Origin of the sequence: Hydrogenimonas sp., assembly GCF_029932565.1 — a bacterium.
Classification (GTDB): Bacteria; Campylobacterota; Campylobacteria; order Campylobacterales; family Hydrogenimonadaceae; genus Hydrogenimonas.
Genome location: NZ_JAOZPV010000045.1, coordinates 1 through 14458, shown reverse-complemented (window position 1 = coordinate 14458; position 14458 = coordinate 1). Strand labels below are relative to the sequence as shown.

The 14458-nt window shown below is 52.3% G+C and carries 14 protein-coding genes; 4 read left to right on the top strand and 10 right to left on the bottom strand.

Features of this window, described 5'->3' with window-relative positions; translation table 11 throughout:
- Positions 1-277: 277 nt before the first annotated feature.
- Together Q1K24_RS06495 and Q1K24_RS06490 are read left to right on the top strand one after the other, a co-directional pair.
- On the top strand, positions 278-1243 hold the full coding sequence (locus Q1K24_RS06495) for an MlaD family protein (protein ID WP_300367734.1): 966 nt from the start codon (positions 278-280) through the stop codon (positions 1241-1243).
- Between the two features lie 14 nt (positions 1244-1257).
- Positions 1258-1869, top strand: a complete 612-nt coding sequence (locus Q1K24_RS06490; RefSeq protein WP_300367731.1) for an ABC-type transport auxiliary lipoprotein family protein — start codon at positions 1258-1260, stop codon at positions 1867-1869.
- Here Q1K24_RS06490 and Q1K24_RS06485 read toward each other — a convergent pair.
- Together Q1K24_RS06485 and Q1K24_RS06480 are read right to left on the bottom strand one after the other, a co-directional pair.
- Positions 1860-3671: a menaquinone biosynthesis decarboxylase gene (locus tag Q1K24_RS06485; RefSeq protein ID WP_300367737.1), complete on the bottom strand. Its 1812-nt coding sequence runs from the start codon at positions 3669-3671 to the stop codon at positions 1860-1862. The two genes, Q1K24_RS06490 and Q1K24_RS06485, sit on opposite strands and share 10 nt — an antisense overlap.
- Positions 3672-3696: 25 nt before the next feature.
- Positions 3697-6099, bottom strand: a complete 2403-nt coding sequence (locus Q1K24_RS06480) for a Lon protease family protein (RefSeq protein ID WP_300367728.1) — start codon at positions 6097-6099, stop codon at positions 3697-3699.
- Positions 6100-6512: 413 nt separating this feature from the next.
- On the opposite strand from Q1K24_RS06480, the gene Q1K24_RS06475 reads away from it, so the two are divergent.
- The gene (locus tag Q1K24_RS06475; RefSeq protein ID WP_300367725.1) at positions 6513-6755 is read left to right on the top strand and encodes a hypothetical protein; all 243 of its coding nucleotides are present in this window, start codon (positions 6513-6515) and stop codon (positions 6753-6755) included.
- 59 nt (positions 6756-6814) lie between these two features.
- Here the strand turns inward: Q1K24_RS06475 and hemC are convergent, their stop codons facing one another.
- The 8 genes from hemC to Q1K24_RS06435 form a co-directional block, all read right to left on the bottom strand.
- Entirely contained in the window at positions 6815-7771 is a 957-nt protein-coding gene (gene hemC, locus Q1K24_RS06470; protein WP_300367722.1) for a hydroxymethylbilane synthase, read from the bottom strand.
- 11 nt (positions 7772-7782) lie between these two features.
- The gene (locus tag Q1K24_RS06465; protein WP_300367719.1) at positions 7783-8622 is read right to left on the bottom strand and encodes a thioredoxin domain-containing protein; all 840 of its coding nucleotides are present in this window, start codon (positions 8620-8622) and stop codon (positions 7783-7785) included.
- The gene (locus Q1K24_RS06460; RefSeq protein WP_300367716.1) at positions 8576-9004 is read right to left on the bottom strand and encodes an FxsA family protein; all 429 of its coding nucleotides are present in this window, start codon (positions 9002-9004) and stop codon (positions 8576-8578) included. Before Q1K24_RS06460 ends, Q1K24_RS06465 begins: the two co-directional genes overlap by 47 nt.
- Positions 9001-10764, bottom strand: coding sequence for a proline--tRNA ligase (locus tag Q1K24_RS06455; protein ID WP_300367713.1), 1764 nt, complete (start codon positions 10762-10764; stop codon positions 9001-9003). Before Q1K24_RS06455 ends, Q1K24_RS06460 begins: the two co-directional genes overlap by 4 nt.
- A 145-nt stretch (positions 10765-10909) precedes the next feature.
- Complete coding sequence (hemA, locus tag Q1K24_RS06450; RefSeq protein WP_300367710.1) at positions 10910-12217, bottom strand: glutamyl-tRNA reductase; 1308 nt, start codon at positions 12215-12217, stop codon at positions 10910-10912.
- On the bottom strand, positions 12217-13113 hold the full coding sequence (locus tag Q1K24_RS06445) for a polyprenyl synthetase family protein (protein WP_300367707.1): 897 nt from the start codon (positions 13111-13113) through the stop codon (positions 12217-12219). The genes hemA and Q1K24_RS06445 overlap by 1 nt, the downstream gene beginning before the upstream one ends.
- Positions 13114-13118: 5 nt before the next feature.
- A complete protein-coding gene (locus Q1K24_RS06440; RefSeq protein ID WP_300367703.1) occupies positions 13119-13556 on the bottom strand; it encodes a hypothetical protein in 438 nt (145 codons plus the stop codon).
- Positions 13549-13830 carry a DUF2018 family protein gene (locus tag Q1K24_RS06435; RefSeq protein WP_300367700.1) on the bottom strand — a complete coding sequence of 94 codons (282 nt, stop codon included), beginning with the start codon at positions 13828-13830 and terminating at the stop codon, positions 13549-13551. Before Q1K24_RS06435 ends, Q1K24_RS06440 begins: the two co-directional genes overlap by 8 nt.
- A gap of 176 nt (positions 13831-14006) precedes the next feature.
- On the opposite strand from Q1K24_RS06435, the gene Q1K24_RS06430 reads away from it, so the two are divergent.
- Positions 14007-14405, top strand: a complete 399-nt coding sequence (locus tag Q1K24_RS06430) for a hypothetical protein (RefSeq protein WP_300367697.1) — start codon at positions 14007-14009, stop codon at positions 14403-14405.
- The last annotated feature ends 53 nt before the right edge of the window (positions 14406-14458 follow it).

Genomic DNA, 14458 nt, shown 5'->3' with positions numbered 1-14458 from the left:
CTGCGCGTGAGCCCGCTGCTGAAGCGAACGCAGAGGGAGAAGCGTCAAGCCGATGAGAACGGCTTCTCATTGGTAGCTTCACATGACGATCGCCTTATGCGAAAGCATGGCGATACGTCCGGACATCGTAGCAGAAGGAGCTATAATATATCTTTTGTATGTCAGGAGTTTTATAGTTCAAGCGCGGTTCATCTGCGCGTGAGCCCGCTGCTGAAGCGAACGCAGAGTTATCGTAGCCGAAGGAGCTTCGCTTCTTCGGCGTATCAGGAGTTATAAAATGGAAAGCAGAGCCAATTATGTCATCGTCGGTCTCTTTGTTCTACTGCTAAGCGCGGGAGCCGTCTTTTTCGCACTCTGGATGGGAAAGATCAACGAAAAGAAAAAAGAGTATAAATACTACTACACCTATATGGCAGAATCCGTATCCGGTCTTCCGAAAGATGGTGCGGTCAAATACATGGGTGTCGAAATCGGCAAGGTCAAAGAGATCACCGTCGACTCCAAAGACCCAACCCGCGTACGTCTGAAACTCAGGATACCAGCCGATTTCATTATTCTTAAAAGCATGTACACCCAGTTGAAACTCGAAGGCATTACCGGAATCGCCTATGTGGAAATTACAGGCGGTAAGAACGATGCAAAACCGATCGAAACAGAAGATGGAAAAATTCCGGTCATCCCGTCGAAACCTTCCGCACTGAACAAACTCGGCGATGCACTGCCGGAAGTCGCTGTAAATATGGCCAATGCCTTCGACAAAATCGACAGAATACTCGATGACCGTTTCATACGGAATATCCAGCAGACCACCGCCAATCTCGAAGCATCAAGCCGCAGCCTCGAAGCGATGCTGAATGAGAAGAATGCACAGCATCTCCAGACACTGCTCGCGAATCTGGCGGAAGCCTCCAAAAAACTCCAAACATTCTATGAAACGAGCGACTCCCTTAGATCGACGGCCGACACTCTCCGCTTCGAAGGAAACCGAACGATGATCTCCATCAGAGAGAGTGCCGATTCGGTCAGGGATTTGAGCGAACTCCTTTCCAGCCGAATCGAAGCGGGCGATTTCGATCTCCGTCTCATTCTTCAGCAGACTCTGGCGGAGACCAACAATCTTCTTCGATCAGCCCAATCCCTGGTATATCAGCTCCAGGAAGATTCACTGATGTTCAAAAACAGTCCGAGCGACATCTTTTTCAAAGAGTCCGAACCACTGCTGGGGCCGGGAGAAAGACCATGACGGGAAGGAAAACGATGAAATGGGCAATTATTGTACTTATGGCACTGGGATTCGGCGGATGCGCCACCAAAAAGGTACCGGCAACCCACTACTATACGATCGACACGGGAACACCCGACCTGCAGGAACTGGTACTGCAGACGCCCCGGTTCGATGCACTGAAAATCGTGATGGTTCATCCGACACGCCTGACCAACAGTTCCAATATCTTCTATCTCGACGTCAACCATCGGCAGCAGCCCTATAGCTACAGTCGCTGGTATGAACCCGTCAATACATTACTGGAAAACAAACTGCTTCTGGCGTTGAAAAAGGCAAATGTCGCCCATACCGTGCTGGGAAGCGTCAGCGGCAGTATGGCCGATTATCGACTGGAGATCACGGTTCTCGAGTTCATTCAGGATTTCACACAGGGAAAACCTTCGAAAGCCCGTGTGTCGCTCATGGCGACACTCTTGGACAACCGTTCAAGAGATATCCTGGCAACAAAGCTTTTCGAAACGGAAATTCCGGCACCATCCGACAATGCCGAGGGTGGTGTTGCCGCTTTCAACGAGATATCCGACACGATCGTTCGGGAGATCATCCGCTGGATCGAATCTCCCGAGACGGTATCTCAAAGGTAGAAACGTTTCGCGAAAGCCTCGTCGAAATCGATGATACCTCTATCCTTCAGACTTTTCAGCACCTCTTCGTCACAGAACACATCACCCGGCCACTCTCTCGTATAGCCGTCCAACTCGTTCTTGTCGCTGGCATCGAGCATGATAAAAGGCGCCGTACGGACATCGCGCTGGGCATCGATGTTATTCGCGACACGCCATACCAGCATATAGGGATTTTCGATATCGTTGCATGACGCGTCGACCACGACCACGATCTTCAGATGCCTCTCGAGCCCTTCGATATCGTCGAAAAACGACTGGACACAGCGCTCTTTCCTGTAGGCGACCACGCAGACCGGATTTTTGGTGTGGGCACCGTACTGTTTCACACCAGCGACATTGCCGTCGATCACCCGGAGCGTTTCGAGAAGTTTCGCGTCGTCGATCGGCTCCGCCACGCCGTGTTCGACCTCCTCTCCGGTACAATCCAGTCCCAGCTTGCCGCCGACCAGCGTTTCGGGGCTGCTGTGGTCGAGCGCGTCGACGATCCCTTCGGTAATCAGGATGTTTTTCGGGTCGACACGGTTTAAAATGTGCTCGGTAACCGTTTCGTAATCGGTCAGCTTCGGCGCATCTTTCCCGACGAATATGGCATGCTTGACGAAACTCATCTGCCCCACACCCCAGAAGGCATGCATGAACTGTTTTGCATGCCCTTTGTAATGGGTCTCCATCTGCGCCAGAATCAGGTTGTGAAAGACGCCATTCTCCGGCATGTGGTAATCGATGAGATCGGGCGCCGTAGTTTTGAGCAGCGGCAGGAAGATACGCTCGGTTCCCCACCCCATGAACTTGTCCTCCAGCGGCGGCTTGCCGACGACGGTGGCCTGATAGACCGGGTTCTCCTTCATCGTAATTGCCGTCACATCCATGACGGGATACGGCTCTTTGAGCGTGTAGTAGCCGGTATGGTCACCGAATGGCCCCTCGATCACCATCTCGTTCGGGTCCACCTCCCCCTCGATCACGATATCGGCGTCTTCGGGAATCCAGATATCGTTGGTGACCGATTTGACGAGTCTCGCCGGTTCGCCCCGCACGAAACCATAGAGCAAAAGTTCGAAAATCCCATAAGGCAACGGTGCCTGTCCACACCAGATATAGAGCGGATCGCCTCCGATGGCCACGGTGACGGGCATCTTTTTCCCCGCCTCCTTGTACTGGTCGAAGAAGTGGCTGGCGTCTTTGTGGATCTGCCAGTGCATCCCGAGACGGGTTTTGTCGTATTGCTGCAGCCGGTACATCCCCAGATTCTGCATCGTACCGTCAAGCGAACGGGTATAGACCTGTCCCATCGTGACAAAGGGTCCACCATCTTCGCTCCATGTTTTCAGGATCGGCAATTCATCCAGATCGACCTGTGACGCCGTTTTGACGATCTGCTGGCAAAGCCCTTTCTGTTTCAGATGTTTCGGAAAGACATTTTTCAGGGCGAAGAGTTTGGGCAGCAGGGCCAGTTTCTCCATGAACCCCTGCGGTGGTTTCATATGCATCAGCTCTTCGATCTCATCGGCGATCGCATCGGGATGACGCCCGAAAATCTTCTCGGTAATATCGAAACTCGCGAACATATTCATTACGACCGGCATCTCGTACTCGATCCCCTTTTCGCGGTTAACCGGTCGTTTAAAAAGCAACACTTTGCTGTCGGGCTTCTTCACTTCCACATAGGCCGCATGTGCGATCTCCAGATTCACGTCGCACGGCTCTTCGATGATTTTCAGATCCCCTTCTCTCTCCAGTCTCTCCAACCACGCCTGCATACTTGCCATGATTCCCCTTTCCTTCCTATTTTCCGCTTCCGCGCATCAGCTCTTTGGCTTTGTTGACGAAATCGATCAGTTTCTCTTCGACCAGATAGTTGAAACTCTCTTTCGGAAATTTCCCGTCTTTTCCCCGTTTTCCGGCAGGCATATCGGTAAAAATCTCGATCGTTTCATCGATATTCTCGACGGCGTAAAGATGAAACTCTCCCCGTTCGATCGCATCCAACACCTCCTGTTTGAGCATCAGATGATCGATGTTCGATTTGGGAATGATAACACCCTGATCGCCTGTCAAACCTTTGAGCTTGCAGACTTCGAAAAACCCTTCGATCTTTTCATTGACACCGCCGATCGCCTGGGCATCGCCCTTCTGACTCATCGAGCCGGTTATCGCAATATTCTGCTTTATCGGAACCTGTGCGATCGCCGAAAGCAGCGCACAGGTTTCAGCCAGCGATGCACTGTCGCCCTCGACGCCGCTGTAACTCTGCTCGAAGACCAGCGAGGCTGTCAGCGTCAGCGGTTTGTCAAGCATGTAACGCCCTTTCAGAAAACCGGTAATGATCATGATGCTTTTCGAAAAGATCTTTCCGCCCAGTTCGGACTCCTTTTCGATATCGATAACCTCCCCTTTTCCGACTCTGGCCACCGCCGTGATTCGGACCGGTTTACCGAAAAATATTTCACCCAGGTCGATGATGCTCAAACCGTTCACCTGTCCGATCTTTTTCCCCTCTGTATCGATCTTCAGAATGCCGCGTTCGAACTCTTCCAGTATCCTCTCCCTGATTCGTCCGCTGCGATACTCCATCTCTTCGATCGCCGTTTCGACATCGGTGTCGTCGATGACGTCGCTTCCCCGCTCCTGCGCGAAGTAGTCGGCCTGCTCGATCATGTTTTTGACCGTCTTGATCTCCAGCGAAAGCTTTTTGGAATCTTCGGCGAGGCGGGAACTGTAATCGATGCTTCTCGCAACCCCCGCTCTCGTAAGCGGACGAAGATTCTGTTTCCTGGCGATCGAAGCGATCAGAGACGCGTAGAGCCGGAGTGTCTTCTCGTCCTTGTCGTAGACTTCGTTGAAATCGGCATTGATATTGAAGAGTCCTTTGAAATCGCTGTCGAGATTGTAGAGCAGATAGTAGAGGATCCGGCTACCCACCAATACCACTCTGATATCCAGCGGCACGGGCTCCGGCTCCAGTGTCACCGTGCTGATAAGACCGATCATCCGCTCTTTCGGAACGATTTTGATCTCTTCCGACATCAGAGCACGCTTCAGCGACTCCCACGCGAACGGTTCGGTCAGCACTTTCCGCACGTCGAGGACCAGATATCCGCCCCGAGCTTTGTGCAGAGCCCCCGGACGGATCAGCGTAAAATCGGTAATCAGCATACCCATCTGGGCGATATGCTCGATCCGCCCGACAATATTTTCGTAAGTCGGGTTGTCCTCGTAGACGACGGGTGCACCATCCCGATCGTTTCGGCTTACGAGTATATTGACTTCGTACCGTTTGAACGAGGGGCGAAAGAGCGACGTAAATGCCGGAGGAACCGCACCCCCCTGCTCCTCCTTGAAGAGAAAATCCTCCACATTCTCCACGACATCTTTTTCGAAAGCATCGAGATATCTCTGCACTGTTCCGTACTCCTTGTAGGCCTCCTTGATCGCCTCGATCATATCCCCCGCCACCATTTTTGTCGTTTCGATGTTGAGTTTCTTGATCTTTTCGAAAAGCTCTTTGCGGAAAAGCATCAGCGCACGTGTCGCTTCGTTCAAATGCTCGTTGAGCAGATCCACACGCTTCTCCATCTCTTCGCGGACCTCCTCCGGAAGGGCATGGAACTCTTTGGGCGTCATCAGTTCCCCGTCCTCCTTGCGGGGAACGAACATGATGCCTCCCGGTGCCCTGACCATCGCCATGCCCATCGTCTTCGCCTCCTCTTCAATCTGCTTGGAGACCTCCTCGCTTCGTGTCTTGAACGCATCGTTGATCATCTTTCGCTGTGCGTGGTATGCGTCGCTTTCGAACGCTGCGGGAATGGCGTTTTTCAATGTCTCGACCAGTTTGTCGATGTCGTTTTTGAAAGCTTTGGCGACACCCGCTTTCAGCTCGATGGCAATGGGTTTGTTCGGCTCGGCGAAATTGTTGACATAGCAGAGATCATTGGGAATTTTTTTCCTCTCCGCTCTCTCCTGTAATATCTTCTCGACGATTTCATGTTTCCCCAGCCCGCCGGGCCCCATGACATAGACGTTGTACCGATTGGCGGCGGAAACGGGCTCGAACCCCAGCGACCGGATGGCTCTCTCCTGCCCAAGTGGTGCAAATTCAGCTTCAATCTCATCGGTCGTCTTGAATTTGAAAATGTCTGGATTGCAGCGGTGATCGATCGTTTTGCTATTCAAAGGTGTAGTCTGCATGGGGGTCCTTTCCCTCTTTCGCATATATAACTCTCAATTGTAATATATTTTTTATAGAACCCATCTCAAAAATCCCTATGGGCGCCAACAGCGACAATTTTGTTACGAGTCGAGACGGTTCGACGACGGTGCGGCCAAAGCCACATGTGAAGTCCCAACGACGAATCGGGACAAAACACCCTGGCCTGATCGGACATACCATACAAAGTATACACCGGCTTCGTTGAAAAGGCCTGAACATAGCTTCGCAGCTACACCCTGCACTTTCCGCCTCGGCATCGAATACTTTGTGTACCACTCCAACTTACTGGGAATAGATGGATTCTATTCATAACTTTGATGAAAATCAACCATTTCAACGGGTTTTATTTGTTATAGTTACCGCATATTGTAATTTTTAGGATGGATTTCAGATGTATCATATTCACGAATGGTTTATTAGAGAGGCGTCACCCGATTCGCCGCTATGCCACCCCTCCTTTCCATCCACATGCAAAAGACGGTTCAAACTGCTTAAAAAACGCCAGTCCGCCCAGTATGCAAAAGAGCTGAAGATTGCCTGCGGACTATGCCTGGAAAAAACGCAGGGAAAAGAGCGACACGTCACGCGTCTAAACACGTTGATCGACAGTCTGCTGCTTGGTGAGATTTCCTGAAAAAATGGCGTGGAAAGAGAAAAACCGGATGAAAACCGGTTTTTCCGGAAGAGAGTTTTTTAGAAGCGTTCGCAGCGCTCCTCTTTGAACGCCATCGTTTCGGCGCGTGCCAGCAGCTCCTTGGCACCGTTCTCGATCATGATGTCGGCCATGCGGATACCGAGGGCTTCGGCTTCGTTTTTCGGCACTTCCAGAGTCTCCTGCAATATCTCCGTACCGTCGGGCAGTCCCACCATCGCTCGTCCCAGCACACTCTCTTTTCCCACTTTCGCATTCACGGCGATGGGCACCTGGCAGCTTCCCTCGAGGCGCGCGACGAAATCGCGCTCGATTTTCGACGCCAGCTGCGAATCGGGGTCGTTGAGCGTTTCGGCGATTTTCGCGACTTCCGGGTCATCGATGATCTCGATGCCGAGCGACGCCTGGCCCGACGGCGGTATCATCACGTCGTCGCTTATCGGATCGTGGTACGGCACGCTTTCGAGCAGTCCCAGACGCTTCATGCCCACATAGGCGAGGATGATGGCGTCGTACTGCCCCTCCGCCAGTTTTCGGAGACGGGTATTGACGTTTCCGCGCAGGTTTTTGATAATGAGATCCGGACGGATGGCACGCAGCTGCATCTGGCGGCGCAGGCTCGTCGTACCGACGACGGCGCCGTGGGGCAGATCCTCGATGGTTTTATACTTGTGCGAAAGAAAGACGTCGCGGATATCGTCGCGTTTGGTGATGGCGGCCAGGCGCAATCCTTTCGGCAGTTCCGTCGGAACGTCCTTCAGGCTGTGAACCGCCAGATGCGCCTTACCGGCAAGCATCACATCTTCGATCTCCTTTGTGAAGAGCCCCTTGCCGCCGATGAGTGCCAGCGGCTTGTCCAGAATCTTGTCGCCGGTCGCGGTAATGACCGAAAATTCGATGGTCATGTCGGGAAAATTCTTCTCCAATTCGGCTTTCACATACTCCGCCTGCCACATCGCAAGCTGACTTCCCCGGGTTGCAATAATCAGTTTATCCATGGTCTGTTTCTCTATTTCTCTTTGATGAATTTTTTATATTTTTCGCGTGTAATATCTTTTTTGCCATCGGCAAAGATCGTCGGCGTTCCCGTCACGAGCAGTTTTCTGGACACGATACGGTCTTTGGCGAGTTTCTTGTCGATCCAGGGCTGATGGATCTGCTCCGGCGTAAGTTTGTAGCCGGCTCTTTCCGCCACGATCCCGAGAATTTTCTTTTCGTCTTTCAGATTTGAATCGATGGGGATCTGGTACATTTTTTCGACGATATCCATTTTTCCATCCTTCTGTGCCACCTCCATGATGCGCACCAGTGTTGCAGACGCCGGATGGATCGAGAGGGGGAGATGGTAGTAGTAGAGTGCAATCCGGTCGGGATGCTCTTTCGCCGCTTTCATCAGATCGGGAATGGACATGCGGCAGAATGGGCAGAGCGGATCGGAAAAGACGATGATTTTATGCTTCGCATTCGGATTGCCGTAGAGCAGATGATCCTGACTGTAGATGTCTTTGGGCATCTTCGGCTGGATCATGGAGCGAACGTCGCGTCCCGTTTTTCGGTCGACGAGCTCCGATGTAATGAGGTTTTTGCTGACGAAAAGGATATCTTCGAATTTTATGCGCCGTGTCTCTTTGCCGCGCGTCAGATTGATGTCGACGGCGATGATATAGGCAGACCATCCCTTGACGCCGGGGATCGGCAGTTTGTCCTCTACCTCGGCACCGTTGATCTTGACCTGGGGATTTCTGCTCAATTTGTTTTTGACATAGTTGATCACGTCGCCGTCGCCGCCTGCAAAGGCGAGACTACCTGCGATCATCATGATGATCAATGATTTCAACATCGATGACATCGGTATCTCCTTCCTGGAATGGATTGGTGTCTATATTGCTCTTTTTTCGCTGTTTCCGGGCAATTTTCGTCGCCAGAAGATTGGTGAAAACCCCGAATTGCAGCAGTATGCCGATGATATCGGTTAAAAAGCCCGGGACGATCAGAAGCAGCGCGCCGATGAGCGCCGCCATGTTCTGGTTTTGAAACGTTTCTGGGGTGATCTCCCCCTCCGTCATCGCCCGCATGTTTTCGAAAAAAGTATAACGGAAGTTCGTTAACAGAAGCAAACCGGCGATGGCACTGACGATCACCTCCACGAAGGTCCAAAAAGGCCCGATGGCGGAGGAGATTTCGACCGAGACGAGAATCTCTAAAAAGAGATAGACGAGAAAATAGATCATTGCATATATTCCAGAAGTTTCTGTACCGCCTCATCGATCGGCAATTCCCTTTTTTCGAGCGACTGCCGATCGACCAGCTCCACCAGGCCGTCTGCGAGTTTCTTTCCGACGACGATGGCGTATGGAAAGCCGATGAGCTCGAAATCCTTCATCTTGAAACCGAACCGCTCGGTCCGGTCGTCGAGGAGTGCATCCACTCCCGCCTGGCACAGTTTCTCGTAGATCGCCTCGCCTGCCTCTCTCTGGGCATCATCCTTGATATTGCCGACGATGACGACCACTTCGAACGGTGCAACGGAGACGGGCCATATGGAGCCTCTTTCATCATGATGCTGTTCGATGACGGCAGCGAGCAGGCGGCTGACGCCGATGCCGTAGGTTCCCATAACAAAAGGTTTCGTTTTGCCGTTGGAATCGAGAAAGGTCGCGCCAAGCGGTTCGGAATAGCGCGTACCGAGCTGAAAGATGTGTCCCACTTCGATCCCTTTGGTATAGGCCAGTTTTCCGCCACACTGCAGGCAGACATCACCCTCCTGTGTCTGCGCAAGATCGGCATACTCCAGATCCTTTAGAACTGTCAGATCGGCACCGACGATGTGGTAATCCTTCTCGTTGGCCCCGCAGATCATCTGTCGCGCATCTTTGAGCCCCTCGTCGAAAATCATCCGGACGTTCAGATGCGCCTTCTCTTCGTGAAACGGAGGAGAACCCTCCATCGCACCGATATTCCGAACCAGATCGACAGGCCCCATGTAACCCGGGACGAGCCCCGCCGCTTCCAGCTCCTCTTCGGTCGCATCGACCAGTTCGTTCGCCCCGACGGCATTGGTCGCCTTGACCTCCTGCAGTTCGTCGCTGCCGCGAAGGAAAAAGAGAACGATCGCACTCTTTCCTTCGTCATAGAGCGCTTTTTTCGCCACCGCTTTGACCAGGTAATAGGGGTCAACATAGAAAAATTTCGCCAGATCCCCGATGCTCGTAATGCCGGGGGTATGAAAACGGTTCAGTTCCGCTTCGGGTGCTTCGGCCGGGGCTTCCGGCTGTTTGCGCTTGGCCGCTTCGATGTTGGCGGCATAGTCGCACCCCTCGCAGACGACAATCGTGTCTTCTCCGCTCTCTGCAAGCACCATGAATTCCTTGCTGCCTTCGCCGCCGATGGCGCCGCTGTCAGCTTCGACAACCCGGAAATCGAGCCCCATACGGGTAAAGATTTTTCGGTAGGTCGCCTCCATCAGCTCGAATTCGCGCACCATATCCTCCCGGTCGGCGTGAAAGCTGTAACCGTCTTTCATGATAAATTCCCGCCCACGCATCAGGCCGAAACGTGGACGCGCCTCGTCACGGAACTTGAGGTTGATCTGGTAGAGGTTCATCGGCAGCTGCTTGTAACTGCTGACGAATTGCTTCGCCAGCTCCACCATCATCTCTTCGTGAGTCGGCCCCAGCACGAACTCGTTACCCTTGCGGTCTTCGAACCGCAACAGCTCCGCCCCGTACTTCTCGTAACGCCCGCTCCTCTTCCAGAGATCCGCCGGCGTAACGAAACCAAGCTGAACCTCCTGGCACCCCGCGGCATCGAGTTCATCCTTGACGATGGCACGCACCTTGTCGAGCACCTTTTTGCCCAATGGCAGAAAATCGTAGATACCGCTTGCCACCTGATAGACAAATCCCCCGCGCACCAGATAGATGTGGCTGGGAAGCACGGCGTCTTTCGGCGCCTCTTTGAGGGTAGGAATAAGCATTTGGGAAAATTTCACGATCGTACCTTTTCAATGAATAGTGAACAATGAACAGTGAACAGTGCCGGATGGTCGCTCTCGCTCCCATTCATCAAAAAAGGTCCGCGCAAAGCGCGGGTCACCGAAATTTTTCACTATTCACTATTCACTATTCACTGTTCACTTATTTAATGTCATCCTTCATGATGAACTCGCATTTGTATTTGTCACCCATTTTGACATCGGCTTCGGTGTCGAAAATATATTTGATCGCCTCGATGATCGTATCGGCTCGCGGTTGATCGGCGACGGCTCGCAGACGGACAGTCGGATCATGCAGAAACTTTTTGAACGAGTTGTGCACGAGCCTTTCGACGTTTTCCCGCGATTCAGGCGTGATGAATCCCTTTTTGACGGCACGCTCCACCTCGGCCAGCGCCGCCTCTTTCGCTTTGAGACGGATCTCCTTGATGAGCGGGTCGATCATCATCGACTGGAGCCACTTGAAAAACTCCATCGTATAGCGCCCGACGATTTCGTACGCTTTGCGTGCCTGTTCCTGGCGCATCGAAAGATTGCTGTCGACGATGGCCTGCAGGTCGTCGACGGCATAGATATTGACGCTTTTGTCACTGATGATATCGATATCCCGCGGAACGGCAAGGTCGAACCAGTGGCGATCGAACGTCGCCGGCTGCACCATCTCGTCGCTGATGATGGTATGGGCTGCACTGGTGGCGGTGAAAAGGAGCCGGTAGCGGTTGATGTACTCGGGCAGTGCATGGAACGGTTCGACATCGATACGCTCGCCCACCTCTTCGGCGATCGCTTTGGCGCTCTCCATCGACCGATTGAAAATGATGACATTACAGCCGCTCGCAACCAGATGTTGCGCCACGATACGGCTCATTTCACCCGCTCCCACGACAAGGCCCGTGAACCCTCCGAGATTCCCTCCCATAATCGCTTTGGCCTGCGTCACGGCGGCGCCCGCTACCGAGACGGGACTTTTGGAGATATCGGTGCTGTTACGCACTTCCGCGGCGCATTTGAAGGCGAAATGGATCACCCGTGCCAGTTTCTGCGAACAGTAGTTGTGCTCATAGGCAAATCGGAAGGCATCTTTGAGCTGTCCGGCGATCTGTGTTTCACCGACGACGAGCGAATCGAGGGAGGATGCGACGGCAAAGACATGATGCACCGCACCCTCGTCTTCATAGACATCAGCACGTCCTTCGAGCTCCTCGACCGTAAGCCCGCTGTGGCGGTGCAACGCCATGAAAATCGCACCGAGTGCCGCGGATGGATTGGATGTGCTGACGATAAATTCGACACGGTTACAGGTGGAGAGCAGAATCGCTTCATTGACTCCCTGGATCGCAAGAACCGATTCGAGTGCTGTTTTTTTGGCTTCCTCATCGGGAAACGCCAGTTTTTCTCGGACAACGATATCGGTATTTTTGTGCGAATAGCTCACGACGACATACTGCATCAGAAGTTCCTCTCGATCATCGCCGTGACAATCTCTGCCAGCGAGGTCTCGCCCTCGCCTTCCATCAGTGCCACCGCCTCTTCGCCAAGCTCCTTCGCATAGAGATAGGCTTTGCGAAGCGCCCCGGTTTCTTCCATCGATGTCGTGATCCAAACTTTCTCCTCATCACTCAATTGTTTCCTGTGCAGTGAAACGAGCCGCTCTTTCCCCTCTTCATCCAGCGCTTCGTAGAGATAGATGTAGGGCAGTGTCGTTTTGCCCTCTTCGAAGTCGTGCATCGCGGGTTTGCCGAGTTGCTCGGATGTCTGGGTGATATCGAGGATGTCGTCGATAATCTGGAATGCGATGCCGAGATTCTTTCCGTACAGTCCGTAAATCTTTTCGTCTCTGCCTGCAAGCAGTGCCGCCGATGCGGCAGTCGCCTCGATCAAGGCTGCCGTCTTCTGATAGATCATCTGCATATAGGCGTCGATATCGGGATTGAAGCGGTCCGAGAGCCTGACATCCATCAATTCTCCGATACTGAGCTGTGTAACGGCACGGGCCACGGTCGCTGCGATTCTGCGATCGAATGCCGTCAGCTCTTCGAAACCTTTGGAGTAGAGAATATCGCCCATCATAATCGCCTGCTTGCTCCCTTCGGTCGCGTTCATCGAAGGGACGCCCCGTCGAGTCATCGCATCGTCGATCACATCGTCGTGCAGCAGACTCGCGGCATGGATCATCTCGATCACGGCAGCCAGCTTTACAGCCTCGTCACTCGTTTTTGCCACCTTCAGAACCAGTTTCGCACGCAACCGCTTTCCATGTGGCAGTGCCTCGAAAAGTTCTGCGATCTCATCGTTTTCCAAATCTCCAATGTATTCCCGCATTTTCGACTCAACAGCTTCAAGCATCGTCTCTACTTCCCTTTTTGATAAAGTACTTCACTCTCTTCGTCGCTCCTGATTTTCATGTCGATATGGGCTTCCCGCTTTTTCTCGTCGAATGCTTTGAAAATCAACAGTGCGAAAGGTGTTTCGAACTGCATCGGCGAGGCGTCGTCCGGCCTTGAAAAAAGATCGATACGAAACGTATCGCGTTTGTAATCGCTGTAAAGAAGCGGCTGGAACCTGTGCCCGTCGTACACGACATGCATGACCAGTCCGCCGTTTTTGTACAGCGTCCAGCGAAACGCGAGCCAATGCGTCTTTTCGTTCGCATTGATCTGAATATGCTGGATCTGATCCTTTTTCAAGGCGAACGTATCGTAATGGCTCCAACCCTCGTTCGGATCGTTCGCCCCTGCTGAGAACAGGAGCGTCACCGCAGCGGCCAGAGCCAACAGGATTCTACTCATTCTGCGTCAGAATGTTCGCCGTCAGTTCGATATATTTGCTGAACATGCAATCTTCGATCTCTTCCGAAGGCAGCATCGACTGCTGCTTCACCTCGTGTTCGAGTGCCTCCTCGCCGATTTTTTCCTCGAGCATCGTCTCGACGATACAGAGCCGCATGACCAGTTTGTCGAGTTCGTTTTCCACAAGATTGCGGTTGGCATTGTAGACGATGTCGAAAAATTTCTTTTTCGGCGATCCTCCCGTAAAAATATCCTCTTCATCTTCGAACAGCATGTTTCCCCCTACATAATTATGTGATTTTAAAAGCTACTATTATACCACCCTATTCTTATAAAGGACAGGAGTTTATTTGAATTTCGTCATGGAAAAATGATATGATGAGAGTTACATGGTTAAGTTATATCAATTTCAATGAACAATTGTGATCTTGCCGGAAAGGATGTTTCACGATGAGAAAAAGTATTTTGGTGCTTTCGTTTGCATTGTGCGCCTCACTGGGCCTGACCGGATGCACCAGTGAAAAACAGGCGATGCTCGAAAAAGGTTATCCGCCGGCATATGCGGACGGCTACGACGATGGCTGCAACAGCGGCAAAAAAGCGGGTGGTGACATGTTCTCCCAATTTGCCAAAAACATCAACCGTTACGACAACGACAAAACATACCAGGAAGGATGGGATGACGGTTTCAAACAGTGCAAAAGCGAACAACTGGCGCTACAGAAATCGATCGACCAGAGTATCGAACAGCAGAAACTCTACGAGCAGCAACGCCACGACAAAGAGATAGAAGAGAAGCATATGCTCGACGGCGTCGATACGAGCGGACTTGAAAAGCTTCATAAGTGAGTCGTTAGTCGTTAGTCGTTAGTCGTTAGTCGTTAGTCGTTAGTCGTTAGTCG

Excerpts from the sequence above, each read along its gene's own strand:
- Q1K24_RS06495 (WP_300367734.1), top strand. The coding sequence starts at position 278 with ATGGAAAGCAGAGCCAATTATGTCATCGTCGGTCTCTTTGTTCTACTG.
- Q1K24_RS06490 (WP_300367731.1), top strand. The coding sequence starts at position 1,258 with ATGAAATGGGCAATTATTGTACTTATGGCACTGGGATTCGGCGGATGC.
- Q1K24_RS06485 (WP_300367737.1), bottom strand. The coding sequence starts at position 3,671 with ATGCAGGCGTGGTTGGAGAGACTGGAGAGAGAAGGGGATCTGAAAATC.
- Q1K24_RS06480 (WP_300367728.1), bottom strand. The coding sequence starts at position 6,099 with ATGCAGACTACACCTTTGAATAGCAAAACGATCGATCACCGCTGCAAT.
- Q1K24_RS06475 (WP_300367725.1), top strand. The coding sequence starts at position 6,513 with ATGTATCATATTCACGAATGGTTTATTAGAGAGGCGTCACCCGATTCG.
- hemC (WP_300367722.1), bottom strand. The coding sequence starts at position 7,771 with ATGGATAAACTGATTATTGCAACCCGGGGAAGTCAGCTTGCGATGTGG.
- Q1K24_RS06465 (WP_300367719.1), bottom strand. The coding sequence starts at position 8,622 with ATGTCATCGATGTTGAAATCATTGATCATCATGATGATCGCAGGTAGT.
- Q1K24_RS06460 (WP_300367716.1), bottom strand. The coding sequence starts at position 9,004 with ATGATCTATTTTCTCGTCTATCTCTTTTTAGAGATTCTCGTCTCGGTC.
- hemA (WP_300367710.1), bottom strand. The coding sequence starts at position 12,217 with ATGCAGTATGTCGTCGTGAGCTATTCGCACAAAAATACCGATATCGTT.
- Q1K24_RS06445 (WP_300367707.1), bottom strand. The coding sequence starts at position 13,113 with ATGCTTGAAGCTGTTGAGTCGAAAATGCGGGAATACATTGGAGATTTG.
- Q1K24_RS06440 (WP_300367703.1), bottom strand. The coding sequence starts at position 13,556 with ATGAGTAGAATCCTGTTGGCTCTGGCCGCTGCGGTGACGCTCCTGTTC.
- Q1K24_RS06435 (WP_300367700.1), bottom strand. The coding sequence starts at position 13,830 with ATGCTGTTCGAAGATGAAGAGGATATTTTTACGGGAGGATCGCCGAAA.
- Q1K24_RS06430 (WP_300367697.1), top strand. The coding sequence starts at position 14,007 with ATGAGAAAAAGTATTTTGGTGCTTTCGTTTGCATTGTGCGCCTCACTG.